Here is a 26,232-nt window from a genome sequence, read left to right as displayed (position 1 = left end):
TAGCTCGATCTGTGAGGTCGCGATGAAATCAAAACCTGTCTTGTTTTTGCTTGCAATACTCCTGGCCAGTTGTGCGTATCCTACGCAATCGCCCGCCGTAGCGCCCGCCACCGAGGCGCCAGTGCAGGCCAGCACCAGCCAGCCGGAAGCGCCCCTGGCGGTGACGGCGATTCCTACGCCGGCCTTTGAAACCCAGCTCTTTAGCGATGCGCAGGGGCGCTTCCATCTCGACTACCCGACCAGTTGGCAGATCCTGGGCGGCGAAAGTGGCGCGCGCGGCAGCTACGTACAGATCCTTTCATGGGATCCAGGCCCGGCGGGCTTTGAAGAAGTGCCGGCCGGCGAAAGCCTGCTACAGATCGCTGAATACCAGTGGGACCCCAAGGGGGACCTAGCCGCACGGATGAGCATGCGCCGCACTGCCATCGAAAGCTCAGGCACGCAGATCGTTAGCGAAGATCACGTAACCCCCGCTAATGGCCCGGCGGGAGTGCGCTGGCTGCTGCTGGATAGCCAGGGCAAAGAAAGCGTGCTCTACCTATTTGTGCTCGGCGATAGCTATCTGGAATTGGCCGGCATCGGCGATCTACAGTTGCTGGATCAAGTGATCAGCACCTTTGACTACGGCGCCTGACCGCGAAACAAGAAAAGGCCCTGGCATTCGCTAGGGCCTTTTTTTTATGCCGGCTGGCGATAGCCCAGCAGGCGTAAGGCATTGCCCACCACCAGGAGTGTGCTGCCTTCATGCAACAAGACGGCAAAGCCCAACTGCACCAGCCCGAAGACGGAGCTCACCACCAAGAGCGCGATGACCCCCAGCGAGAGCCATAAATTTTGCTGGATGATGCCACGGCTGGCGCGGCTGAGGCCCACTGCGAAGGGCAGCGTCTCCAGATCGTCGCCCATCAGCGCCACATCGGCGGTCTCCAGCGCTACCGCTGTGCCAGCGCCACCCATGGCAATGCCTACCGTGGCGCGCGCCAGCGCCGGCGCATCGTTGACGCCATCGCCCACCATGGCGATGGCGCCATACTCCTGCTCGAGCTCCTCAATGCTTTCCAGCTTGTGCTCAGGCAGCAGGTTGGCGCGCACCTCGCTGATTCCCAGGGGTGCGGCGATCTGCTGCGCCACCGCGGCATGATCGCCGGTGAGCATCACTAGATGATCCAGCCCCAGTTGGCGCAGGCGCGCCAGCACCGCGGCGGCCTGCGGGCGCGGCGTATCTGCTAGGGCCAGCAAGCCCAGCAGGCGCGCGCCGTGGCTCACCAGCATGGTGGAGCGCCCGGCCGCTTGCAGCTCGGCCAGGCGCTGCTCGAGCGGGCTATCCAGCACCAGGCGGCTCTCTTCGCTGAGCAGCGCGGGCGTGCCAATGCGCACCTGCTCGCCGGCCAAGGTACTGCGCACGCCGCGCCCAGGGATGTTCTCCAGCCCGCTGGCACTGGGTAGCGCCAGTTGCCGCTCGGCGGCGGCCTGCACGATCGCCTGGGCTAGCGGGTGGTTGGAATGCCGCTCCACCGCTGCGGCCGTGCGCAGCAGCTCGATTTCATCGCTCGCCGCGCTAGGCACGATCTCGGTGACGCGGAAGCGCCCCTGGGTCAGGGTGCCTGTTTTGTCGAAGGCCATCGCTCGCAGGCGGCCGAGGTTCTCTAAATGCACGCCACCTTTGATCAGCACGCCGTTGCGGGCGGCTTGGGCAATGCCCGCCAGCACCGCCGCCGGCGTCCCGATCGCCAGTGCGCAGGGCGAAGCCGCCACCAGCAGCAGCATGCCGCGGTAGAAGCTGGCTTGCCACGCCATCCAGCCGAAGAGCGGCGGCAGGGCCACTACCAACAGCGTGGCGATAAACACCGCCGGCACGAAGCGGCTGGTAAACCGGTCGGCAAATTGCTGCGTGGGGCTTTGCTGGCTTTGTGCCTCGGCCACCAGCTTCATTACGCGGGCCAGTGTGTTATCGGCCGCCAGGCGGGTGACCTCGATCTCCAGCGCGGCGTTCTGGTTTACGCTGCCAGCGAAGACCTCTGCGCCGGGGCCTTTTTCCACCGGCACACTTTCACCGGTGATCGGGCTTTGATCCATCAGGCTGTTCCCCTGGGCCACCCGGCCATCCACAGCAATGCGGTCACCCGGGCGCGCCACCACCACATCGCCCAGGCGTAGTTGCTCCACCGGCGTTTCAATCAAGGTGTCCCCGCGCTTGAGCTGCGCGGTTTTGGGCATCAGCTCGCCCAGCGCGTTGATCGCATTGCGCGCCCGGTCGAGGGCATAGTGTTCGCCGGCGTGACCGATGGCGAACAGTAACAGCAGGAAGGCGCCCTCGCTCCACTCGCCGAGAATGGCCGCGCCAGCGGCGGCCGCCAGCATCAGGATATCGGTATCCAGCTTGCCTTTGAAAAGCGCGGGCAGGGCGTGGGTGGCAACATCGTAGCCGCCGGCGATATAGGCCAGGATGTACAGCGTGGTGCTCAGGGCGGTGGGGAAGCCAAAGAAACGGGCGCCCAGCCAGCCGGTGAGGAAGCAGGCCGCCGCCAGCGCCACCAGCAGCAGCGTCCAGCGCTCTTGCATCCAGTGTGGCAGGAATGTGGGGGCGCTGCCGTGGCTGTGGCCGTGTTCACCGGCGTGGGCATGCTCGTGGGAGGCGTCAGCAGCGGGTGGCGGCAGCACGCGCACGCCCATGCTGTGGATCGTTGCCAGAATCTCGGTGCGCAGCAGTTGGCGGCTGTCGTAGGCAATGAAGATCAGCCCGGCGGCATAGTTCACGTTGGCATGCAACATGCCGGGCAGGGCCGCCAGCTGGCGTTCAAGGCTGAGGGCGGCATCGGCTACGTTGAGGCCGGCGAAGGCCAGTTGCTCGTGGCGAAACTGGCTGGTGACCGCCGCGCCGGTCTCGCGGGCCAGGCGCTCTACGCCAGCCAGCGAGATCAGGTTCGGGTCGAAGTGCAGGCACAGCTCGGCATGTGTGCCCGCGCTGACGATGTGCGCCTGCGAGATGCCGCGTTGCGCGCCTAGCCGGGTGGTGAGGTGCTGGGCGCAATCATCACCGGCTTCCATCTCAGGCAAGATCAACTCAAGTTCCAGCTTAACTTTGTGTTGCATGCATCCTCGGATAATGAAATCTGTTTTCAATACATGAGCAGTTGTTCATGTGTTTTTGCAAAAAAATCAGCCGCGATGTTGCGCGTGCAGCAGGCCTTGTTCGAACAGCTTGCGCACATGCTCATCATCCAGGGCGTAGTAGACGTGGCGCCCTTCTTTGCGGAAGCGCACCAACTTCAATAGGCGCAGGTGGCGTAACTGGTGCGAGATGGCTGATTGGCTCATGCCCAGCACGTCTTGCAGATTGTGCACGCAGGCTTCATTCTCCAGCAGGAGTGAGATCAGGCGCAAACGCGTCGGATCGCTGAGCGCTTTGAAGATCTCGGCCAGGCGCTCGGCGGAGCGCTGCGGCAGCAGGTCTTGCTCAAGGCGGGCCAGCTCGCGGGCGTCGCTGTGGCTGCGGGGTAGGGCTTTGGTGGCCGGCATGATATATGAATAACTGCTCATATATTACAGCTACTGGGCTCATGCGTCAAGGCTACGGCTTGTTTGCTAAAATCAGGACATGCTGATCTTGCTACATTCTTCGAAAGCGATGCGCAGCGCCCCGCAGGCGGGGTTGGCCCAGCCTGCCTTGCTGGCGCAGGCGCGCCAGTTGGCCGCCTACCTGCAGGCGCTCAGCGCCGAGGAGTTGGCGCGCATGATGAAGCTTTCGGCGCCCTTGGCGCTCAAGACCCAGGCGCTGCTGGCGGCCTGGACGGATGCGCCGGCGGCGCAGACCGCTGCGCTGGACAGTTTCATCGGGGACATCTACAGCGGCATGCAAGCCCCCAGCCTGAGCGCCGCCGAACGCAATTACGCCAACAAGACCTTGCGTATTCTCTCCGGCTTGTATGGGGTGCTGCGCCCGCTGGATGGCATCGCACCGTATCGCCTGGAGATGGGCTACAAGCTGCCCGGGTTGCCCGCCAAGAACCTATATGCGTATTGGGGCGCGCAGGTGGCGCAGCAGTTGCCGCAGGCTGGCCCCGTGGTGAACCTGGCGGCGAAGGAATATTCGGATGTGGTCACCGCGTATATCGATGCAGCTCGCCTGGTGACGCCAAAATTCCTGACGATCAACCGTAAGACCGGCGAGCCGGCTTTCGTTACTGTGCATGCCAAGGTGGCGCGCGGCGCTTTTGCGCACTGGTTGCTGGTGAATCGCGTTGAGGCGCCGGATGAGCTGGCCGGGTTCAATGCGATCGGCTATCGCTACGACAAAAAGCGCAGCACGCCGCAGGCGCCGGTTTTCGTGTGCAAAGACTTTGGCGGCACTGGGCTAAGCATTCGCTTGCAAGACAAACAGGGGCTGAGCTGACCCTCAGCGCACACAATTGCAAACCCATTAATCTGTCACTTAGCGGATTTTTAACTTCATTTTTGTCAATTCGCTTGACATTAGCACCCCAGTCGCTATACTTGCAATCGATAAGCGCCTGGGTGCCCCCCTCACCTAGGCGTTTGTCGCTTTAAAAGGGCAGGTGAGGGGCTATGATAAACTAGCCAAGTCCCGCTTTTCCCCAAAGGATTTGGTATGGCCCAAACAGCAAATTCCAATTTTGTGCGTGAAGACATTCTCGCCGACTATCGGCTGGCGTATCGCAGCCGCCAGGCTAGCTTGATCGGCCGCCGCGAAGTGCTGAGTGGCAAGGCCAAGTTTGGCATCTTTGGTGATGGCAAAGAGCTGGCGCAGATCGCCATGGCGCGTGCGTTCCAACCCGGCGATTTTCGCTCAGGCTATTACCGTGATCAAACCTTCATGTTCGCCATCGGCCAGCACACCCTGGATGAATTCTTTGCCCAACTGTTTGCCAATACGGATCTGAACGCTGAGCCGGCCACCGCTGGCCGCGCCATGAACGCGCACTTTGCCACGCGCAGCCTCAACCCAGACGGCTCGTGGAAGGCGCTCAGCGAGATCAAAAACTCCTCATCGGATATCTCGCCCACTGCGGCACAGATGCCGCGCCTGGTGGGCCTGGCCCATGCTTCCAAACTCTATCGTGAGGTCGAGGCGCTGCACGCGTTCACCCAGTTCTCGCGCCGGGGCAATGAAGTTGCCTTCGGCACGATTGGCAATGCCAGCAGCGCCGAGGGCGTCTTCTGGGAGGCGGTGAATGCCATCGGCGTCTTGCAGGCGCCCGCGGTGCTCTCGATCTGGGATGATGGCTACGGCATTTCGGTGCCCAACCAGCACCAACTCACCGCCGATCTCTCGCGCCTGCTCTCCGGCTTCCAACGCAGCCCCGGCGGCCGCGATGGGTATGACATTTACACTGTGCCCGGCTGGGATTACCCCGCCTTGCTCGCGGCCTACGCGCAGGCGGCCGCCAACGCCCGCCAGCAGCACACCCCGGCGATCCTGCACATCACCGAGCTCACCCAGCCCCAGGGGCACTCCACCTCAGGCAGCCACGAGCGCTACAAGAGCGCCGAGCGCCTGCAATGGGAGCAGGAGTATGACTGCCTGCCGCGCTTCCGCCAGTGGATCGTGGCGCAGGGCATGGCTACCGAGGCCGAACTGGACGCCTGGGAGCAGGCGGATAAACACGAAGTCGAGACGATCCGGGCGCGCGCCTGGGATGCCTATACCCGGCCGATCCTGCAGGAGATGCAAACCTTTGGCGATATGCTCACCGAGGTGGCCGGCGCTTCGGCGCACGCTGCCGAGCTGAACCAAATGCTGGCCGCCATGCAAGCGGCCGCCACGCCGCTGCGCCAGGATATGCATGTGGCCTATCGCAAGGCGATGACGCTGCTCAAGGATGAGCCGCTGCCTGGCAAGCCGCTGTTGGTGCGCTGGAAGCAGGAGCAAGAGGCGCAGGCCGCCGAGCGCTACGCTTCGGCGCTGTATTCGCACAGCGCCGAACGCGTCCCCGAGGTTAAGCCCGTGTATAGCGAGCAATCGCCAGCCTTGAATGGCTTCGAAATTGTCAACCGCGGCTTCAATGCCATTCTGGCGCGTGATCCGCGCGTGGTGGCATTTGGCGAAGATCTCGGCCTGCTGGGGGATGTGAATCAAGGCTTCGCCGGCCTGCAAGGACTGTACGGCGCGCAACGCGTCGCCGACACCGGCATTCGCGAGGCTACCATCATGGGCCAGGCCATCGGCCTGGCGCTACGCGGCCTGCGCCCGATCGCTGAGATCCAATACCTCGATTATCTGCTGTATGGCCTGCAAATTCTTTCGGATGATGTCGCCACCCTGCATTGGCGCACGCGCGGCGGCCAGAAGGCACCGCTGATCGTGCGCACGCGCGGCCACCGCCTGGAGGGCATCTGGCACTCTGGCTCGCTGATGGCCGGGGCGCTGCACCTGCTGCGCGGCATGCTGGTGCTGGTGCCCCGCAACATGACCCAGGCGGTGGGCTTCTACAATACCTTGCTGGCGGCCGACGAGCCGGCGCTGGTGGTGGAGGTGCTCAACGGCTACCGCTTGAAAGAGCGCCTGCCGGATAACCTGGCCGAGTTCACCGTGCCGGTAGGCGTGCCGGAAGTATTGCGCGAGGGCGATGACGTGACTGTGGTGACTTATGGCCCGTTGTGCCGCATCGCCGCGGAGGCCGCCGAGGCCCTGGCGGCGCACGGCATCCAGATGGAACTGATCGATGTGCAATCGCTAATGCCGTTTGATTTGCACGGCCGCATCGTCGAATCGCTCAAGAAGACCAATCGCATTCTCTTTCTGGATGAGGACGTGCCCGGTGGCACCAGTGCGTTTATGCTGCAAGAAGTGTTGGAGAGGCAGGGCGGCTACCAATGGCTGGACGCCGCGCCGCGTACGCTGAGTGCCGCGGCCCATCGCCCGGCCTATGGCAGCGATGGCAATTACTGGTCGAAGCCCAATGTGGAAGATATCTTCTACACGGTGTACCGCATGCTGCACGAGGCGCAGCCACAGCGCTACCCGATTTTCTTTTAGGCTTCAGGGGGAAGCAGCGGCAGGCGCACCTCAAAGGTGGTGCCTTGCTCGGGCTGGCTATCCAGGCGGATCTCGCCGCCGTGCAGCTCCACGATCTCTTTCACTAGCGCCAGGCCCAGGCCAGTGCCGCCGAAGCGGCGTGAGCTGCTGCCATCCACCTGATAGAAGCGCTCGAACACGCGGCTTTGCTGCTCGGGCGGGATGCCAATGCCACTATCGTGGATGCGCAGGCAGATCGACGCGCCTTCCACGTTGGCCCGCAGGCTGACGCGGCCCGCGCTGGGGGTGAATTTGATCGCATTGTCCAGCAGGTTATTCAGCATGGTGCGCAGCAGCGTTTCCTCGCCACGAATGGGGGGTAGGCTGGCCGGCACCTCCCACTCCAGCACGATCTGGCTGGCGAGTGCCTGGGTGCGCTGGTGCGGATAGAGTGTATTGAGCAGATCGCCCAGATAGAGGGTTACAAAATCATTGCGTTGGTCCTGTACGTTCAGCAATGAGGTCAGATCCTCCACCAGGCGGGTGAGCATTTGCGTGCGGCGGGCGATGATCTCTACCGGTTCGTGGTATTCGGCGGGCAGGGGGCCAAGGTCACCACTGCTGAGGATTTCGATATAGCCACTGACGATCGCCAGCGGGGTACGGAATTCGTGCGAAACGTTCTGCACGAACTGGTCGCGCAGGCGCGCCAGCTCCTCCTGCTGTTTGAGCGTCTCGGCTAATTCTTCGGCGCGGCGCTCGGTATCGCTCAACAGGCGAATGCGCTCCAGTGAGAGCGCGATCTGCCCGGCCAAGGCTTCGAGGAGCTGCAAATCGTTCTGGCTGAAGGCGTGCGGTGCGTGGTTCTCCGTATCGAGCACACCGATGACCTCATTCTTCACGCGCAACGGCACGCACAGCTCCGAACGCACGCGCTCATCCACCATCAGGTAATCCGGGTCACGTTTTACGTCACCCACCAGCAGAGGTTTGCCAGTTTGCGCCACCACGCCAGTGATGCCACGCCCCAGCGGGATGGCCGGGGCACGATAGGCGCCATCCTGATGGTAGGCCTTGTGTTCCAGCACCTTGCGCTTGGGGTCTATCAGCAGGATGCCAAAATTCTCGGAGAACAGGGATCTGCCGATGACGTTGGCGGCTTGGCGCAGGAACTCCTCTTCGTCGGAGGCCTCCATGCCAGCCAGGGCGATGGCGTGCAGGGCGCGGGTCTCTTCCAGGTGGCGGCGCGAGAGTTGCAGCAGACGCTTGTTGTAGATCACCGTGCCCAGCTGCGTGCACAGCACTTGCAAGGCGTTGAGGTCGTCCATATCCAGCGAGGTTTGGTTGCTGATCACATCCAGCACGCCGAACAACCGCGTGCCTTCCATAATTGGCACGGCAATCTCCGAACGTGCCTCGCCCAGATCGGGGTGATGCAGATACAACGCGTCGCTGTGCACATCGCTGGCCAGGTACGGCCTGCGCGTGCGGGCGACGTGGGCAATGATGCTGCGCGTGGCGTTGGCCTCGCCGAGCGAGAAGCTGGGCATGGCGCTATACACCTGGCCGCCCTGGCTGAGTGGGTTGAGCGAGAGTTCGCTGGTGCCCTGGCTGAGGGTGAGGATGGATACGTGATGCAGCGCAAAGCGCTCGGCGATGACTTGCGTCACTGCTTTGAGAAAATCGTCCACATCGTCGCTGGCCGTGGCCGCCAGGCCAATATCGGCGGTGGCCTGTAGCTGCGCGCTGCGCTGGCTCAGCAAAGAGTGGCTGTGCGCCGCGCTGGATAATGACGTGCGGATGGCGTGCTCGCCAATGATCACCATCAGCGCCACCAGCCCGAAGTTAAGCACGATGGTGATGATCGGGGCCCAATCCGGCGTGCTGGCGCCGGCCGCGCTCCAGGTCATGTACACCACCGCCAGCCCGCTGAGCGCCGCCACGCTGAGGCCGCCGGCGCGCCCGAGGAGCACGCCGGCCACCAGGATCACGGTGTACAGCGTGCTCACCCCGGCGCTGGTCACCTGGCCCAGCTCCATCGCGGAGGCGGTGACCACCAGCCAGAGGCCGAGCACATAGCCGCCTGCGGCCAGGCGCGGTTGGCGCAGGTGCAGCAATAGCAAGCAGGTGCCCATGAGCAGGGCCACCAGCAACTCAAAATAGGGATTCAGAAAGGGGGTGCGCGGCAGCACCAGGGTGAGTACCAGGTGCACGGCCATGATGAACAGGCCGACCCACAGCATAAAGTTGAGGATGCCGGCAAATCGGCGAGTGTGCGGATCTGTGAAGTGGGGGGCGCGCAGGAACTTTGGCCAGCGCACGCGTGGAAGCAAAGACCCCCCCTGAGCTGGACCCGGTGCAGGCTTCATGGCTATGGCGGCGTCAGCTACTTTTTCTTGGCCGGCTTCGGGCTGGCAAGTTCGACGGGCAGGTGGCGCAGATCAATGGCAGCTTCGTCGCACAGCAGCATAGCACGCTCTAAAACGTTGCGCAACTCACGGATATTCCCCGGCCAGTCATACTCATTCAAGGCCTGCATGGCCTGCGGAGTAATGTCTTGAATGTTGCGGCCCATGCGCATATTGAAGTGGCGCACGAAGAAGCCCACCAATTCGGGGATGTCTGGCTTGCGCTCGCGCAGCGGCGGCACGTTCAGCTCCAGCACGTTGAGGCGATAGAACAGGTCTTCGCGGAAATCGCCTTTTTCGATCAGCGCCTGCAGGTTGCGATTGGAGGCGGCCAGCACCTGCACATCGACTTTGATGAGGGTGGTGCCGCCCATGCGGTGAAAGCTGCGCTCCTCGAGGGCGCGCAACAGCTTGGCCTGCATATCCAGCGGCATCGAAGCGATCTCGTCGAGGAACAGCACGCCATCGTTGGCCAGCTCAAACAGGCCCAGCTTGCGCTTCTCGGCGCCGGTGTAGGCGCCCGCTTCGTGCCCGAACAATTCGGATTCGATCATGGTGCTTTGGAAGGCGGCACAGTTGATCGCCATGAAGGGCTTGTCTTTGCGCGCCCCCAGCTCGTGGATCGCCTTGGCCACCACTTCCTTGCCGGTGCCGGTTTCGCCGCTGATCAAGACTGAAACGGAGGATTGCGCCACGCGCTCGGCCAGCTCCATCATCGTCTTCATTGCCTGGCTGCTGCCCAGCACAAAATCATCGTACTGGGTTTGGCGCAGTTGCTGCAGCTCGCGGCGCATGGCAACGATCTCGCCAGCGCGCTGCACTGATTTTTCTACCTGCTTCAGATCGACCGGTTTCTGTAAAAAGTCGTGCGCGCCGCTCTTCATCGCTTCGACGGCCATTTCAATGTTGCCGTGGCCGGTGACTACGATCATCAGTGGGCGCATCACCATTGAGACGGTTTCCTCGAGTAGGGAGGTGCCTAGCCCGTCGGGCAACTGCACATCCAGCAACACAATATCCACCAGCCCCTGCTGGATGAACTCACGGCCGGTCTTCAGGTCTCCGGCTTCCAGCACCTCGTAATCCTTCTTCTTGAGGAAGGTAGCCACGTTGGTGCGGGCGGCTTTTTCGTCTTCAATGAGGAGTAACGTCATGCTCATGGGTGGGCAAATTCCTTTTTAGTTTTGTACCACGGGCAGGCGCAGCTTGAATAAGGTGCCGCCGGGGAAGCTTTCCAGGGTGATCTCGCCTTTGTGCGCCATCACGATGCGGCGCGTGATCGAGAGCCCCAGGCCGGTACCTTCGCCGCCTTTAGTGGTGAAGAAGGCTTCGAAGATGCGCGAGCGCAGTTCCTCCGGCACGCCGGGGCCATTGTCCGAGATGACCACTTCAACCATGCCATCGCCACTGGCGCTGACGTTGAGCGCCAGCAAGCCGCGCTCCTGGCCGCTCATCGCCTGCATGGCGTTGGTGAACAGATTAGTGAAGACTTGCTCCAAAGCGTGAGCATCGCCCATGATGAGTGGAATGTGCTCGCCTATATGCAAATGATCCTGAATGTTCTTGCGCTGCAGGCGCACGCGCCAGCGCGCCATCTGCTGGCGGCAGAATTCGGCGATGTCCATTGGCTCGGGCTGGTGGGCGCGGCCACGTGCCACGCCCAGCATTGAATGCATGTAGCGCGCCAGGCGCTCGCAATCCTCCAGCATGCTTTGCAATTGGGCATGGCTGGGATCGTTCTCGCTCAACCCCATTTGCATCACTTGCAAGCCGGTGCTGATGTTGTTGAGTGGGTTTTGCATTTCGTGGGCAAAGATGGCGGCCACATCGCCCAGCCAGGCGCGGTCGCTCATTTGCAGGGTCTGCAGGTGGAAGGCTTCGTGCTCGCTGAGATCACTGATCAGGATCGCCAGGCGGGCTAGCTTGCCCTGCGGCGCGATCGGGGCGATGCGTACCAACGCCAGAAATTCCTGCCCATCGCGGCGCAGTAGCTTGCGCTTGCCCACCTCCATCACCTGGTTGTTCTGCAGGGCCATCTCCAGCTCGGGCAGCAGCGTGCGCGTGCCGATCAGCACTTCTTGCACCGGGCGCTGCAAAACCTCATTCTGGGAATAGCCCAGCATGGCTTCGGCGGCCATGTTGAGCTCAGTCAATTGCAGGCTGGCGTCCACAAACAACACGCCATCTTGCATATGCTCGCGCAGCACGGCGGTGACCTGTTCGTGCTCGGCCAGGCGGGCGGCATCCCTGCGCCAGGCGTGCTGCACCTCGGCGTTGAGGGCCGCGGCGCTGGCGCTGGCACCCAGGATCTGCAGCAGGGTCAGCAGCACTTCGCTGGGCGCGGCGGTCTCGTCGGCGGCGGCCAGCAGGCCAGCCTCCGGATGGGTCAGGTCGAGCGGAGTGCTGGCCAGGTAGCTGAGCTTGCTGGCGTGAGCGGCGCGTTGCAATTGCGATTCGATCGGCCGCCCGGATTGCCATACTTTGGGCACGCGCAGCGTCGCCACGTCTTTGGCTTCCAGCGTGGCGGGGAAATCCATGCCGCTGCCGTGCACGGCTTGCACTTGCAGGGCGCCACTGGCGCTGGGCGTGTAGAGCACCAGATGCTGGGCGCCGGTGAGCAGCGCGCCGGCTTGCAGGATCTGGCGGTAAGCGGAGGAGAGCTCGGGCTGCTGGGCGGCCAGGCTGAGCATGTGCAAGGCTTCCCAGCGCTGGGCGGTATCCGTGGCGGCCGGAGCGCTGGCCGCGGTTTCCAGCATGATCGCCACCCAGTGCTCATTCCCATTCAGGTGGGTGAGGCTGGCCTGCACGGAAACCGGCTGGCTGTTGCGTTTGATCAGCGTGCTGGCCTGCTTGCCGCGCGCACTGGGCGCCAGGCCGGGCAGCAAGGTGGCAAGGTCCAGCTCGCTGAGTTCTTTGCGCGTATAGGCGCTCAACTCTGTGGCCGGGCCATTGGCAAACAAAATGCGCCCCGTGCGGGCGCTGGCAATCAATGCCGGGTGAGGGAGCAGATCCAGCAGGGCGTGGATCTCCTCGCTGCCGGCGCTGCGGCGTTTGAAGGGCGATAGATTGCTGATCGTCAGGGTCATGAGTAGGCAACCGCCTGCGGCTTGCGCAGATGCGCTGGCAGGATGCCCTCCATTGTGCGATATTTTGCCACCGTGCGCCGGGCTACATCGTAGCCTTCTTTCGCCAGCAATTTGGCCAACGCAGTATCGCTCAGCGGCTTGGGCTCATCTTTGACGATCTTCTTGAGTGCGGTGCGGATGTGCAGGCTGCGATCAAAGAATTGCGCCAGCGGCACGATCTTGCCCGAGGGCAACTCAACGGATTTGCCCGCCACGGCGCGCGACACAGTCGACTCGTGTACGCCCAACTCATCGGCAATCGTGGCGCGGGTGAAGGGGCGCAGGTGCGCATCGCCCCCCAGGATGAATTCGCGCTGCACCACCGCCAGCACCTGCATCAGGCGCACGATGGCTTGATTGCGCTGGGCCAGGCACTTGATCAGCAAGTTGGCCTGCTCCAAGTCGATCTTCCATTGCTCAGACTTGTCTTCCGGCGCTTCCTGCAGCGCCTGCTGGAAGAGCGGGTTCACGCGCAGCACGCCGCGCAGCGGCCAGGTGACTTCCACCACCATGCGCCCATCTTCCTGCATCTTGATGATCAGGTCAGGGCGCTGGTAGACCGGCGGCGTGTCGGTGGTCTGCGTGCGCAGGCTGCCCCAGTGGGCGCGGGCCGGGAACGGGTTCAGGTTGGCGGCGATGAATTCGGCCACTTGCTGGGCTTTGGCTTTGCTCACACCCAGCAGGCTGCCGAGCTCAGCATATTGTTTTTTGCTGAGTGCGTTAAGCCCATCGGTGATGGCACGCGCGCACAATTCGAGATTGGGCACTTTGTCGCCCAGGGAGCGCAATTGGATCAGCATGGCCTCGCTGGTGGAGGCCGCGCCAACGCCAACCGGGTCAGCCAGCATAATCATTTGCGCTACGTCTTCAACATCGGTAACAGGCACGTGGTAGTAGCGCGCCACTTCCAATAGGGGTACCGTGCGCAGGCCGTCATCATCCAGCGTGCTGAGCAGGTGAGCGGCGATGAGCTGCTCCTGCTCGTTGAGCTCGCTGGCAATTTGGCGCAGCACATAGCTCGCCAGGTCTTCCGGTTGTGAAGCATTGAAATCTTCAGGGATCTCTTCGCCACTGCGCGTGCCACGGCCATAGCCGTCTTCCGGCGGGGCAATGAACACGACGGGCTCATCGCCCTTGGCGGTATCGGTGGCGGCGCAGGCGCCGCAGTAGGCGCCGGGACGCAGCAGCCGGCCGCAGCCCGGGCAGTGGCGTCCCTCGAGCAGCTCCAGGGCGGGGTTTGCGGCCAGCGCCGATTCGATCTTCTGGTTCAATTCTTGCAAGTTAAGCCCCAACAGGCTCATGGTTTGAGCCAGGTGGGCGGTAGCTTGCGGGCGCTGGGACGGACCCTGGCGCAGAATAGGAGTGAAGGCCATTTTTGAGCTCCTGAAGCGAGTGGATTATAGATACGCACCCCTAAAGATGCAAGTTCTGTGCCAGGCGAGTTTGGACCAGGCAAGCAGATATCGTCATTCCGAAGCGGCAGAGCCGCAAGGAATCCTTTAGGGCATTCGAAATTCAGCTTGGTGTATCTTGCCCTAAAGGATTCCTCCTCGCCCTTAATGCTGGCTCGTCGGAATGACTTTGCAGACAGATAGAGCGAGAATGATGGGGTTGATTGCTTTTGATAAAATTGTTGCAATGACCCCCAAACCTGATCTCATCGTCGTTGGCGGCGGGCTGGCCGGTAGCGAAGCCGCCTGGCAGGCTGCCCAAGCGGGCTTGCGCGTAGCCTTGTATGAAATGCGCCCCTCGGTACCTACGGGGGCGCACGTCAGCCTGCACCTGGCGGAGCTGGTGTGCTCCAACTCGCTCGGCTCTGACCTGCCAGACCGCGCCGGTGGCCTGCTCAAGAATGAGCTGCGCCGCATGGGCAGCCTGCTGATCGAGGTGGCGCAGGAGACGGCGCTGCCGGCGGGTGGGGCGCTGGCGGTGGACCGTGACGGCTTTGCCGCGGCGGTGACCCAGCGCATCCAGGCGCACCCCAACATCACCCTGCTGCGCGAGGAAATGCCGCAGGTGCCGGATGGGCTCACCATCATCGCCTCCGGCCCGCTCACATCTTCTAGCTTGTCGCAATCCATCGCCAAATTAAGCGGCGAGCAGCACTTGTTTTTCTTCGATGCCATCTCGCCCATCATCAGCCTAGAGTCGATTGACATGAGCATTGCCTTCCGCGCCTCGCGCTATGACCGTGGAGAGGAAGAGCAAGGTGATTACATCAACTGTCCGATGACGCGCGAGGAGTACGATGCCTTCCTGGCGGCGCTGTTGGCCGCCGAGCGCATTGAGCTGCGTGAGTTTGAGAGCCAATTGCAGACGGATGACGGCGCAGGTGTGCGCACCGGCGCGCACGAATTCTTCGAAGGCTGTTTGCCGGTCGAGATCATCGCCGAGCGCGGCGAGCGTGCCCTGGCCTTCGGCCCGATGCGCCCGGTGGGCCTGCGTGACCCGCGTACCGGAAAACGGCCGCATGCGGTGCTGCAGCTACGCCAGGATAACTTGGCCGGCACGCTCTACAACATGGTCGGCTTCCAGACCAATCTCAAATTCCCTGACCAGAAGCGCGTCTTCCGCATGATCCCGGGCTTACAAAATGCCGTGTTTGAACGCTACGGCCAGATGCACCGCAATACGTTTGTTTCATCACCGCGTCTGCTCGACCCTACGCTGCAATTCCGCACGCGTGAGGATTTGTTCTTCGCCGGGCAGATCACCGGGGTAGAGGGGTATGTCGGCAACATTGCCACTGGCTTGCTGGCTGGACTCAATGCTGCACGCTTGCACGCTGGGCAGCCGTTGCTGCAGTTGCCGCCCACCACGATGCTGGGCGCGTTGTGCCACTATGTGACGCATGCAGACGAAGCAGACTTCCAGCCGATGAAGGCCAACTACGGCATTATGCCTGCGCTAGAAATTACCGGCCGCATGGGCCGCCGTGACCGCGCCAAGGCCTATTCGGCGCGCGCGCTACAAGACCTCGACGAGTATTTGCATGGCCAACTCCAAACTGCCTAAACCCGCTACGCCGCGCCGGCCCGACCCGCGCGCCGTGTTGTTCTTTTTGTTCATCATCGTCTTTGGCGTAGCGCTGACCCTGTACAGCACGCGTGCCCTGAAGGCCACCGCCAATTTCAACGGGCAGAGCGCCTTTGCCCACGCCGAGGCGCAGATGGCCTATGGCCCGCGCACCCCGGGCAGCCAAGCGCATGAGCAAACACGCTCCTATATTGCCGATACGCTGGAGCGCTACGGTTGGACGCCGGAGCAGCCTGATGGCGAGCTACTCGGCCAGCCGGTACATAACATCCTGGCCACCTGGCCGGGCAGCGAAGATGCGCCGTGGATCATTCTCGGCGCGCATTATGACAGCCGCTTCTTTGCAGACCATGACCCTGAACCTGCCAACCACAGCCAGCCGGTGCAGGGCGCCAACGACGGCGCCTCTGGCGTAGCCGTACTGCTGGAGCTGGCGCGCGTGCTGCCGCTGAATAACCCGGATGCCACGGTGACGCTGGCCTTCTTCGATGCCGAGGACAACGGCAGCATCGAGGGTTGGGATTGGATCATGGGCAGCCGCCTGATGGCCGACTCGCTGGCCGAACTGCCCGACGCAGTCATCATCCTCGACATGATCGGCGATGCCGATTTGCAAATCTACCTGGAGCGCAATTCGGATCCGCGCCTGGCCGCCGAGATCTGGGCGCAGGCCGCCGAGCTGGGCTACGCCGACATCTTCATCAACGATCCCAAGCACACCATGCTGGATGACCACACGCCGTTTCTGGCGCGTGAAATTCCCGCGGTAGATATCATCGACTTCGACTATCCCTACTGGCACACCGTGCAAGACACGCTGGACAAGATCTCGCCGCGCAGCCTGGGGGTAGTGGGTGAGGTGGTGCTGGCCTGGGTGCTGGCGCAGTAAGGGCAAGTGGCTCAAACTTCTTAGGCCTTCAAAAGGATAGTAGGATAAAGGGATTGAATCAGGGCTGATGAGGTTTGCTATGAAGCGCTTCCTCTGTTGTTAACGCAGCTTCATCGGCTAGCTTGCACAAGGAGAGGGTGAAACATGATTGAAGCAGGGTTTGTAGCTGAGAACCCGCAGGCTGGTGTTCGGGCTGTGGTTCGTAAGACACAAAAAGAAACCCAAGGGAATGGCTTTCAGATTGAGTATTTTTATCGAGCTCACTCCGGGCAAGACTTGCCTGCCCATTTACATATGTGGTGGGAAGAAAAATTCGAAATTCTTTCGGGATCCTGTACGTATCAACTTGACAGTAAGCAATATGTAGCCAAGGCCGGTGATACGGTGATCTTGCCTGCCAAGAAAGCCCACATTCACCCGTGGAACACTGGTGACGAAGAGCTGCACATGATCCAAACCGATACATTTGAGCACGCCAGCCCTGAAGCGGTGATTGACACGCTCAACACGATTGCTACTCAGTATGGGCTGGCGCGGGATGGCAAGGTGGATGCCAAGGGCAACCCCAGTCCATTGCAATTGGCCGTGTCGATGCAGAGCTTGCTCAAGCACGGCGGCTACCTGGCGGGGCCACCACCAGTGGCGCAGAAAGTACTGTTCGGTTTGCTGGGCGGAATTGGCTACGCTTTAGGCTACCGCTCAAGTTATCCAGAATATCTTAATTCTGTTAGTGGCTAGGCTCGCCTGTCAACTTCCAATTAGCTTCGAAGCTATACACGATTGCACGCCTTGTCATTCCAAATGAGGCCAAAGGCCTCCATGTTGCGGGGTCTCAGGGGATTCCTCGCTTCGCTCGGAATGACAGCTAGTCTCCATGGACCAATCGACCAGTCAACCAAACGACTGAGCAATTGACCGATTAACAGAGATTTTGATTGTCGCGTTCAGAGGTAAACTACGCTCTTATGGAACTTCAACCCGCACATCGCATTGCATCACTTAAACCGTACTTCTTTGCAGACCTTGCCAAGCGTATTGCTGCCCTGCGTGCCAAGGGCACCGACGTGGTGCGCTTGGATATTGGTAGCCCGGATCTGCCGCCGCCGGGCTTCATCCTCGAAGCCATGTTCGAGTCCGCCCAGCGCGCCGACACCCACGGTTACACCCTGGGCATGACGCAGAAGTTCCGCAAGGCGGTATCCGAGTATTACCAGGCGCGCTTCGGCGTGGAGATTGACCCGGCCACTGAGGCCATCGATCTGCTCGGCTCCAAAGAGGGCTTGTTCATCCTCAGCCAGGCCGTGCTCAACCCGGGCGATATTGCCCTGGTGCCAGACCCCAGCTATGCCGTGTACGCCAAGAGCACCGAGATCGCTGGCGGCCAGGTGCACCTCATGCCGCTGCTGGAGGAGAACGCCTTCCTGCCGGACCTCACCGCCATCCCTGCGGATGTGCTGCGCCGCGCCAAGATTCTGTGGCTCAACTATCCCAACAATCCCACCGGCGCCATTGCCGATATTGCCTTCTTCGAGAAGGTGATCGACTTTGCCCACCAGCACAATATTCTGGTGGCGCATGACAATCCATATTGCGATGTAGGCTTCAACGGTTACCGCGCCCCCAGCATCATGCAGGTGCCAGGCGCCAAAGAAGTGGCGGTGGAGTTCAACTCACTCTCCAAGACTTACAACATGGCTGGCTGGCGCGTGGGTATGGCCGTTGGTCACCCGCAGGCGCTCAAATTCATTGAGACTTACAAGAGCCAGCAAGACTCGGCGATTTTTGCGCCGTTGATGGCGGCTGGCGAGATGGCCATGCTGGGTGACCAGACTTGGCTCAACGAACGCAATCGCATTTACCAAGAGCGCCGTGATGCCGTAGTAGACGGCCTGCACCGCGCCGGTTTGCGCGTCGCTCCGCCGCAAGCGGCTCTCTACGTCTGGGCCCCCGTGCCCGCCGGCGAGAACAGTATGGAGTTCTGTGCGGCGATGCTCAACGAATGTGGCGTGAGCACCACCCCGGGCGTGGTCTTTGGCCAGCACGGCGAAGGCTACTTCCGTGTCTCGCTGGTCACCGATGTGGCTCGCTTGCGCGAGGGCGCCGAGCGCATTTCTGACTGGTTGCAAAGAAGGCGCTAATGGCTAAAGGCAAACTGCACAACACCGAGCGCGTACCTGAACGCGCTATTTTGGTGGGCGTGCAGCTGGCCTCTGAGCCTGGGCTGCTCCCACTTGAAGACTCGCTGGATGAGTTGGCCCTGCTGGCAGATACTGCCGGGCTGGAAGTAGCCACGCAGACCTATCAACGCATCAACGCGCCTAATCCCAAAACTCTGATCGGCAAAGGCAAGGTGCAGGAGATCAAGGCCCTGGCCGATGAGCTGGATGCCCAGGTCGTGCTGTTTGACGATGAGTTGCAGCCACGCCACCAGCGCGAGCTGGAAGAAGAGTTTGGCGCTAAGCGCCGCGTCATTGACCGCACCGCCCTCATTCTGGATATCTTTGCCCAGCACGCCAGCACGCACGAAGGTGCGCTGCAAGTGGAGCTGGCGCAGTACGAGTACCGCATGCCGCGCCTGACGCGCGCCTGGACGCACCTGGCGCGCCAATCCGGCGGTGGCGGTGGGCGCTCTGGGGTGGGTGGCGTGGGTCTGCGTGGCCCGGGTGAAACCCAACTGGAATCTGACCGCCGTGAGATCAGCAAGCGTATCTCACGCTTGCGCGACGATTTGGAAAAAGTGCGTGCCCACCGCGGCCGCTACCGTGCCCAACGTAAACGCTCGCGTATTCCTATCATTGCGCTGGTGGGCTACACCAACGCGGGCAAGTCCACCTTGCTCAATGCGCTCACCCAGGCGGATGTGTACGTGGCGGATAAGCTCTTCGCCACGCTTGACCCCACCACGCGCAAAGTGCGTCTGCCCGGTGGCCGCGAGGCGCTCTTTACCGACACGGTAGGCTTCATCCAAAAGCTGCCGCATACGCTGGTGAAGGCTTTTCAAGCTACGCTCGAGGAAGTAAAAGAGGCGGATCTACTCTTGCATGTCTTGGATGTAACCCATCCCAATGTGCATGAGCATGCCGAAGCTGTGATGCAAACACTGGACGAGATTGACGCCCGCCATGTGCCTATGCTGACGGTGCTGAACAAGATTGACCGTTTAGAGGACCCGGCCTGGGCGCAAGAAGCGCTGGCCGAGTTTGAGGGCGCGGTGGCTGTGTCTGCGCTCACCGGCCAAGGTTTAGAAGAGTTGCTGGCTGCGGTGAGCAATAAGCTGTACGAGACGCTGACGCCAGTTGAGGTGACGTTGCCCTATGATCAAGGCGCGCTGATTGCCTTGTTCCACGAACAAGGTCAGGTAGATTTAGTAGAGCACACGCGCAGCGGCGTCAAGCTATGTGGCCGCTTGCCCGGCCGTTTGCTGGCGCGCTACAACGAATACACGAAGGGCAACCGCAAGGCTGCCGCATCTGCATCAAAGGTGGAGTAATGGCCCCAGAACTGTTGAAGAATTTCGCCGCTGAGGTGCACAAACGCACGGTCAGTGAATTGCGGCTGGATGCTACCAATCGCCGCCTGTACAGTACGGATGCCTCGATATACCAGATCGAACCCCTTGGCGTAGCTCTGCCGCGTCATGAAGAAGACCTCGAAGCCATCGTGGAGCTGGCGGCACAATACAACGTGCCCATCCTGCCGCGCGGCTCTGGCACCAGCCTGGCGGGCCAGACCATCGGCCCGGCCATCATTCTGGATTTCACGCGTTACCTCAACCAGGTGCTGGAGATTGACCCCCAACAGCGCACCGCCTGGGTGCAACCCGGCATGGTGCTAAATGCATTCAACAAGGTGGCCAATAGCCACGGCCTGATGTTCGGGCCAGACCCGGCTTCCTCAGACCGGGCCACCTTGGGGGGCATGGCCGGCAACAACTCCACCGGCGCGCATTCCATCAGTTACGGCATGACCTCAGACAATCTCATCGCTGCGGATGTGCTGCTGGCGGATGGTTCACAGGCGCGCCTGGAGCAGATGGCGCTGCAAGAAGCCTTTAACCGCGCTGAGGGCGATACGGTCGAGGGCAGCTTGTACCGCCAGGCGCTCAGTATTCGTGAACAACACGGTGAGCGCATCCGCCAGAGCTGGCCGCGCACCTGGCGGCGTGCCTCCGGCTACAGCCTGAACTATTTGCTGCCCTGGTCGCCCAGCCAACCACCCATGTGGTCGCGGGCTGGGGCGGGGGACGTGTATCCACCGATTGCTGACGGGCACATCAACCTGGCGCCCGCAATCGTTGGCTCTGAAGGAACGCTGGTGGTGCTCAAGCGTATGCTGGTGCGCCTGGTGCCTAAGCCCAAGCGCACCGTGCTAGGCGTGCTGTCATACCCCAGCATCGCTGAGGCCTGTGATGCCGCTCCCGGCCTTCTCAAGCTGGAGCCCTCGGCCATCGAACTTATTCCGCGTGCCATGATCAATCTGGCGCGCAGCGTGCCGGCCTATGCCGATCGTCTAGGCTTTGTCAAAGGCGACCCGGCGGCCATCCTCATCATTGAGTTTGCTGGCGACAGCGAAGATGAGCTGCTCAAGCGACTCGATACTCTTGGCGTGGATGCTGTGCGCGCCATCTCGCAAACGGAGCAAGACAACGTGTGGGGCGTGCGCAAGGTGGGCCTTGGCCTGCTGATGTCGCGCCCCGGCGATGCCAAGCCGCTACCCTTTATTGAAGATGTGGCCGTGCCGGTGGAGAACCTCGGCCAGTTTGTGCGCGCCTTCATGCGCATTCTGGAGGGGTACGGCACCGGCGGCGATTTTTACGCTCACGCTTCGGCGGGCTGCTTGCACGTGCGCCCACTGATCAATCTCAAGACCTTGCGTGGCATTGAGCAGATGCGCGGCATCACGCAAGATGTGATGGCCGCTGCTAAGCAATACAACGGCTCGATGAGCGGCGAGCACGGCGATGGCCTCTCGCACGGCGAGTGGCTGGAAGAAACCTTTGGGCCGGAGATCAATAATGCTTTCCGTGACCTCAAGCGCGCCGCGGACCCCAGCTCGCGCCTCAACCCGGGCAAAATTCTCGAGCCGCAGCCGATGCATCTCAACTTGCGCTACGGCACAGAGTACACATCAGACCCGTGGCTGCCCATACTCGATTTTTCGAGCCAAGGTGGGCTGGGCGGCGCCATCGAGATGTGCAACGGCGCGGGCGTGTGCCGCAAAGACGGCGGCGTAATGTGCCCATCGTTCCAAGCCACGCGTGAAGAAGAACACAGCACACGCGGCCGCGGCAACCTGCTACGCGCCATGATCTCGACGGGCATGCCGGGGCAGGGCGCACCCGCTGCCAACGCGCAGAAGGCGGTGCACGCTGCGCTGGACCTGTGCTTGGAGTGCAAGGGCTGCAAAGCCGAATGCCCCTCCGGCGTGGATATGGCCAAGATCAAGTACGACTTCCTGAACGATTATTACAAGACGCACCGCCGCCCGCTGCGTGACTACTTGTTCGGCTACATTGGCGTGCTCGGCAAGCTCGGCCGTGCTGTAGCACCTGTTAGCAACCTGATGTTGCAAAGCGGCATCGGCAAAATGCTGGGGGAGAAGCTCTTTGGCCTCTCGGCCAAGCGCGGGCTGCCCAAGTTTGCCAGCAGCATCAAGCTGCCTTCGGTCTCCGTGGCTGAAGCGGATGTACTCTTCCTGCGTGATCCCTTCATCGAGCTGTTTTACCCCCAGGTCACAGCCGACGCGTTGCGCGTGCTGGCTGCCGCGGGCGTCAAGGCCGCCGTGCTGCCGTTTGAAGGCGCCGGCCGCACGCTGATCTCCAAGGGTCTGCTACCGCAGGCGAAAGACTATGCCGCCAAGGTTGTGCGCTTGATCGAAGCGTGGGACCCTGAGCGCAGGCTGCCTGTCATCGGCATCGAGCCGTCTGAAATCTACACGTTCAAGGACGAGTATCTTGACCTGCTGCCAGGCGCCGAAGGCGTGAGCGCACTGGCCAAGCGCTGCTACATGCTGGATGAGTTCCTGCTGCGCCGCGGAGTAGATGGCTTGCGCGCCGCATTATCCACGCCAGCACAACCATCTGTATTGATGCACGGCCACTGTTACCAGAAGGCGCAGGCGCCCGCCGATGATGGCGTGCCCTCAGGCCAGCAGGCCAGCGCCGCGCTGCTGCGCGAGTTGGGCTACGAGGTCGAGCTGATCAATTCTGGCTGCTGCGGCATGGCCGGCTCCTTTGGCTACGAAGCCGAGCATTACGATCTCTCCATGCAAATTGGCGAGATTGCCGTGTTCCCCGCGGTGCGCAACGCGCCGGCTGGGCAGCATGTCGTGGCAGTGGGCGCCTCGTGCCGCTCGCAAATTGCCAGCGGCACCCAGCGCGAAGCGCTGCATCCAGTTTCGCTGCTCGCCGCCCAACTCAAAAACTAGCTTAGTTGCAGATAAGCCTTTCAGCTAGCCCAAATGGGGCATAACCTGTGCGTGCCTGCTGCCGTTGGCTTGGCTACAGGGGCCATGACCTATCTATGGAGGCTACGATGACAAGGAAAGTGGTACTACTGAGCTTGATCCTGGTAATTGTCTTTGGTGTTTTGCTTGCTGCCTGCGGTTCAATCAGCGCCGGGGGCCAAATCGATCTCACCGGCTCGGATGGCGGTGGCGGCAACTCAGCGGGCGGCTTGGACAGCAACGCCATCATTCTTCTGGTTATTCTTGTTGTTCTGGTCGTCGCCGCGGTGGGGCGGGGCTAGCTAGGCAAACTCGCCGCTGCATCTGTATCCAGTAACCAAGTCAACCCGCCTGAGTGCGGGTTGACTGCTTTTGCGGGCAGGGGGCGCCCCCCGGGGGTGAGCACTTCGCTCACCATGGCGGCTTTGCCCGCGCCGGAGACTAAGAAGGCTACCTTGCGCGCCGAATTGATCAGCGGTAAGGTAAAGGTCAGCCGCCAGCTTTCCAGGCTGCTAACGTAATTTTCGGTCACTGGCACTTCGCCGGTGCGTAGTGCCGCACTGCCAGGGAAGAGCGAGGCGGTGTGCCCGTCAGTACCCAAGCCAAGCAGAATCAGATCAAATATAGGAAACGCGGGCGTGTGGAAGTGTTCTGCAAGCTGCTGGCGATAGTCTTCGGCAGCCTGGGCTGGCGGCAGCTCGCCGCGCATGCGGTGGATGTTGGCCTGTGGAATGGCCACATGGTCGAGCAGGGCCGCTTTGGCGGCGGCGTAGTTGCTCTGCGCGTCATCGGGCGGTACGCAGCGCTCATCGCTCCAAAAGATGTGCACCTGCTGCCAGTCTACGCTGTCACGCAGCGGCGGCGCGGCGAGTTGTGCATAGGCGCTCAGCGGCGTGCTGCCGCCGGAGAGGGCTACATCGAAGCGGCCACGAGTGGCGATGGCTTCTTGGGCGCGGGCGGCGACAAAGCCAGCCGCGCCTGTAGCCAGCTCGCTGGCATTGGCAAAGATCAAGGTTTCCATCTAGCCCCTGCGCTGGTGGCGCACGCCTGCGGCGCCGGCCACGAATAAATCTGTGGTCAATCCTAAAAATAGCCCATGTTCAACAATACCAGCGCGCCCTTCAAGCTGGCGCGCTAAGGTGTGCACGTCTTCAATCGGGCCAAAGTGACAGTCAAGCAGGTAGTTGCCCTGGTCGCTCAGCACGGGCTGTCCATCACGCTGGCGCAGGCGCGGCTCAGCGCCCAGGCTGGTGATGAAGTCTTGCGCCTGGCGGATGGCAAAGGGCAGCACCTCGACGGGCAAGGCGAAATTACGCCCAAGCGCATCGGAAAGTTTGCCCTCATCCACCATGATGACTTCACGCTGGCTGATTTGCGCCACAATCTTTTCGCGTAGCAACGCGCCGCCGCCACCTTTGATGAGGTTGAGCGCCGGGTCTACTTCGTCGGCGCCATCCAGCGTCAGGTCGATGCTAGCATAGTCTTCGATAGTGCCGAGGGGGATGCCCAGGCGCGTGGCTTCGGCTTCGGTGTGCTTGGAGCAAGGGATGCCGGTGATGTCATGCAGCGCGCCTGTTTGCACGCGGGCGGCCAGCGCTTCGAGTGCAAACTGCACCGTGCTACCGTGCCCCAGCCCGACCACCATGCCACTTTCGACCAACTGAACCGCCGCTTCGGCCGCGGCTTGCTTGTACGCGTTTGTGCTCATGCCCAGTCTTTCAAAATGGTGTCCAGCTGCTCAGCCAGATCGCCGGACACCGCAAAGCTGGTTACGCAGCGGCCAGCTGCCCGCAGCGCAGCTGCATCGCCGAGCGCTTGGGCCGCCTTGAGCACGCCAAAGCTCAGGCTGCTGGTGGCGCTGCCGGCCGCATCGGGAATCGGCAAATCCGCCGCGCTGGGCTGGGTCACAAACTGGATGAAGACGCCATGCCCGCCATCGCCTTTATGCAATTGGCCCGTAGAGTGCAAGAAGCGCGGCCCGTAGCCCAGCGTGCTGGCCACCTGTTGCGTGCTGAGAATGTGCCCACGCAGGGCTTGCAACGCCTGGGTCAGGGCTTGGCTGGGTGCGGCATAGGCTTGCAGGGCGATGTAGTCGCCGGGCTTGGCCAGCGCCAGCGCAGCGTGCAAGGCTTCAGCGTTCAGCGGCTGCTGTTCGCCAGAGGGCAGGTTGCCCGTGCGCGTGTACTCGTCCACAAAGGCGCGCCCCTGCACCTTGGCCGATTCGACGTCTGGCTGGTCGTAGGGTTGGATACCGAGCACCTGCCCAGCGACCGCGGTGGCAAACTCCCACAGGAAGTATTGTGCGCCCAGGCTGTATTCATCATCCCAACTAAGCTCAAGGACCGGATGCCTGGCTGATCTCAGTTGCGCTATGAGTTCAGCGGCTTCGCCAGCCTGCTCACCCAGAGTTACAAACACGCGGTCATTGCCGTACTCGTCAAGGCTGCCCAGCGGCTCGGCCACCACGGGCAGGACGCCCTGGCCGTGCTTGCCGGTGCTCTCGGCGATGAGCTGCTCAGCCCAATCTCCAAAGGGTTGCAGGGCGGGGGGCGTAATGAAGGTCAGCTTGTCGCGGCCAGCCTGGGCCAGCACGCCCATGGCAACACCTAGCTGCAAGCCAGGGTTGCTGGCATCTGGCACCTGGCAGCTGGCTGCAGCGCGCTGCGCCTGTGCCAGCAAGCGGCCGAGGTCAATATTGAGCAGCGCCGCGGGTACCAAGCCAAAATGTGACAGTGCCGAATAGCGGCCGCCGATGTTGGCATCCGCCAGGAAGGTGCTGCGGAAGTGATACTGCTCGGCCAGTGTGGCTAGGCTGCTACCGGGGTCAGTGATGGCGATGAAATGGCCGCCAGCGTGCTGACCTACGCTGGCTAGCGCCTGATTATAAAAATACTTGAACAACGAAAGCGTCTCCACTGTGCCGCCGGATTTGGTAGAGACGATGTAAACGGTGTGCGCCGGATCGTAGGCTGTAGCGAACGTGCGGATGTAATCAGGGTCAGTGCTGTCCACCACGCCGAGCTTTACGCCACCTTGGCCGCCCAGCAGCAGGCTGTACACCTCGGGCGCCAGACTGCTGCCGCCCATGCCAAGTAGCAGTGCATGCGTGATGCCTTCACTGTGTAGCTGGCGCGCGTACAGCGTCAGGGCGGCGGCTTCGGGCTGCATGCGCTCGGCAATATCCAGCCAGCCGAGGCGATTGCTGATCTCGCTGGGGCTGGGATTCCACACGGTATGGTCACGCTGCCAGATGCGCTCCACCAGCTTGTTGCTGGCCGCGTGCTGCAGTGCGGTTTCGAACGCAGTAGCCGATGTGCCCAGATGCATTGAGATATTCATAGAGCCTAGTAAACC

At 62.0% G+C, this 26,232-nt stretch carries 19 protein-coding genes; 10 read left to right on the top strand and 9 right to left on the bottom strand.

What is annotated here, in order from left to right; translation table 11 throughout:
- The first annotated feature begins 22 nt into the window (after window positions 1–22).
- A complete protein-coding gene (locus tag KF821_01700) occupies window positions 23–634 on the top strand; it encodes a hypothetical protein (GenBank protein ID MBX3004525.1) in 612 nt (203 codons plus the stop codon).
- A gap of 44 nt (window positions 635–678) precedes the next feature.
- Here KF821_01700 and cadA read toward each other — a convergent pair whose 3' ends face one another.
- Both cadA and KF821_01690 read right to left on the bottom strand, forming a co-directional pair.
- Window positions 679–3,093 carry a cadmium-translocating P-type ATPase gene (cadA, locus tag KF821_01695; protein MBX3004524.1) on the bottom strand — a complete coding sequence of 805 codons (2,415 nt, stop codon included), beginning with the start codon at window positions 3,091–3,093 and terminating at the stop codon, window positions 679–681.
- Window positions 3,094–3,159: 66 nt separating this feature from the next.
- The gene (locus KF821_01690; protein ID MBX3004523.1) at window positions 3,160–3,540 is read right to left on the bottom strand and encodes a winged helix-turn-helix transcriptional regulator; all 381 of its coding nucleotides are present in this window, start codon (window positions 3,538–3,540) and stop codon (window positions 3,160–3,162) included.
- Between the two features lie 58 nt (window positions 3,541–3,598).
- On the opposite strand from KF821_01690, the gene KF821_01685 reads away from it, so the two are divergent.
- Window positions 3,599–4,393, top strand: a complete 795-nt coding sequence (locus KF821_01685; protein MBX3004522.1) for a YaaA family protein — start codon at window positions 3,599–3,601, stop codon at window positions 4,391–4,393.
- A 216-nt stretch (window positions 4,394–4,609) separates the two neighbouring features.
- A complete protein-coding gene (locus tag KF821_01680; protein MBX3004521.1) occupies window positions 4,610–6,997 on the top strand; it encodes a hypothetical protein in 2,388 nt (795 codons plus the stop codon).
- Here the strand turns inward: KF821_01680 and KF821_01675 are convergent.
- The 4 genes from KF821_01675 to KF821_01660 are packed head-to-tail and all read right to left on the bottom strand — an operon-like array spanning window position 6,994 to window position 13,882.
- Complete coding sequence (locus tag KF821_01675; GenBank protein ID MBX3004520.1) at window positions 6,994–9,309, bottom strand: GAF domain-containing protein; 2,316 nt, start codon at window positions 9,307–9,309, stop codon at window positions 6,994–6,996. The genes KF821_01680 and KF821_01675 overlap by 4 nt on opposite strands.
- Before the next feature lie 53 nt (window positions 9,310–9,362).
- On the bottom strand, window positions 9,363–10,544 hold the full coding sequence (locus KF821_01670) for a sigma-54-dependent Fis family transcriptional regulator (GenBank protein ID MBX3004519.1): 1,182 nt from the start codon (window positions 10,542–10,544) through the stop codon (window positions 9,363–9,365).
- A gap of 18 nt (window positions 10,545–10,562) precedes the next feature.
- Complete coding sequence (locus KF821_01665) at window positions 10,563–12,470, bottom strand: PAS domain S-box protein (GenBank protein MBX3004518.1); 1,908 nt, start codon at window positions 12,468–12,470, stop codon at window positions 10,563–10,565.
- A complete protein-coding gene (locus KF821_01660) occupies window positions 12,467–13,882 on the bottom strand; it encodes a hypothetical protein (protein MBX3004517.1) in 1,416 nt (471 codons plus the stop codon). The genes KF821_01665 and KF821_01660 overlap by 4 nt, the downstream gene beginning before the upstream one ends.
- 265 nt (window positions 13,883–14,147) lie before the next feature.
- Between KF821_01660 and trmFO the strand changes: the two genes are divergently transcribed.
- From trmFO to KF821_01625, 7 genes are all read left to right on the top strand, one after another.
- A complete protein-coding gene (trmFO, locus tag KF821_01655; protein ID MBX3004516.1) occupies window positions 14,148–15,524 on the top strand; it encodes a methylenetetrahydrofolate--tRNA-(uracil(54)-C(5))-methyltransferase (FADH(2)-oxidizing) TrmFO in 1,377 nt (458 codons plus the stop codon).
- Window positions 15,502–16,434 (top strand): M28 family peptidase, encoded by a 933-nt coding sequence (locus tag KF821_01650; protein ID MBX3004515.1) that lies wholly within the window; start codon window positions 15,502–15,504, stop codon window positions 16,432–16,434. Before trmFO ends, KF821_01650 begins: the two co-directional genes overlap by 23 nt.
- Window positions 16,435–16,578: 144 nt before the next feature.
- Window positions 16,579–17,172: a cupin domain-containing protein gene (locus tag KF821_01645; GenBank protein MBX3004514.1), complete on the top strand. Its 594-nt coding sequence runs from the start codon at window positions 16,579–16,581 to the stop codon at window positions 17,170–17,172.
- Between the two features lie 227 nt (window positions 17,173–17,399).
- Window positions 17,400–18,572: an aminotransferase class I/II-fold pyridoxal phosphate-dependent enzyme gene (locus KF821_01640; protein MBX3004513.1), complete on the top strand. Its 1,173-nt coding sequence runs from the start codon at window positions 17,400–17,402 to the stop codon at window positions 18,570–18,572.
- Window positions 18,572–19,924 (top strand): GTPase HflX, encoded by a 1,353-nt coding sequence (gene hflX / locus KF821_01635; protein MBX3004512.1) that lies wholly within the window; start codon window positions 18,572–18,574, stop codon window positions 19,922–19,924. The genes KF821_01640 and hflX overlap by 1 nt, the downstream gene beginning before the upstream one ends.
- Window positions 19,924–22,860 (top strand): FAD-binding protein, encoded by a 2,937-nt coding sequence (locus KF821_01630; protein MBX3004511.1) that lies wholly within the window; start codon window positions 19,924–19,926, stop codon window positions 22,858–22,860. The genes hflX and KF821_01630 overlap by 1 nt, the downstream gene beginning before the upstream one ends.
- A 107-nt stretch (window positions 22,861–22,967) precedes the next feature.
- Window positions 22,968–23,180: a hypothetical protein gene (locus tag KF821_01625; GenBank protein ID MBX3004510.1), complete on the top strand. Its 213-nt coding sequence runs from the start codon at window positions 22,968–22,970 to the stop codon at window positions 23,178–23,180.
- Here the strand turns inward: KF821_01625 and pgl are convergent.
- The 3 genes from pgl to KF821_01610 are packed head-to-tail and all read right to left on the bottom strand — an operon-like array spanning window position 23,177 to window position 26,217.
- Window positions 23,177–23,899, bottom strand: coding sequence for a 6-phosphogluconolactonase (gene pgl / locus KF821_01620; GenBank protein MBX3004509.1), 723 nt, complete (start codon window positions 23,897–23,899; stop codon window positions 23,177–23,179). The two genes, KF821_01625 and pgl, sit on opposite strands and share 4 nt — an antisense overlap.
- Entirely contained in the window at window positions 23,900–24,586 is a 687-nt protein-coding gene (gene rpiA, locus KF821_01615; protein MBX3004508.1) for a ribose-5-phosphate isomerase RpiA, read from the bottom strand.
- The gene (locus KF821_01610) at window positions 24,583–26,217 is read right to left on the bottom strand and encodes a hypothetical protein (GenBank protein ID MBX3004507.1); all 1,635 of its coding nucleotides are present in this window, start codon (window positions 26,215–26,217) and stop codon (window positions 24,583–24,585) included. Before KF821_01610 ends, rpiA begins: the two co-directional genes overlap by 4 nt.
- Window positions 26,218–26,232: the final 15 nt, after the last annotated feature.

The organism is Anaerolineales bacterium (genome assembly GCA_019637755.1).
In the GTDB taxonomy this organism is placed as follows: Bacteria; Chloroflexota; Anaerolineae; order Anaerolineales; family UBA11579; genus JAMCZK01.
This window is presented reverse-complemented; position numbering and strand designations above follow the sequence as displayed.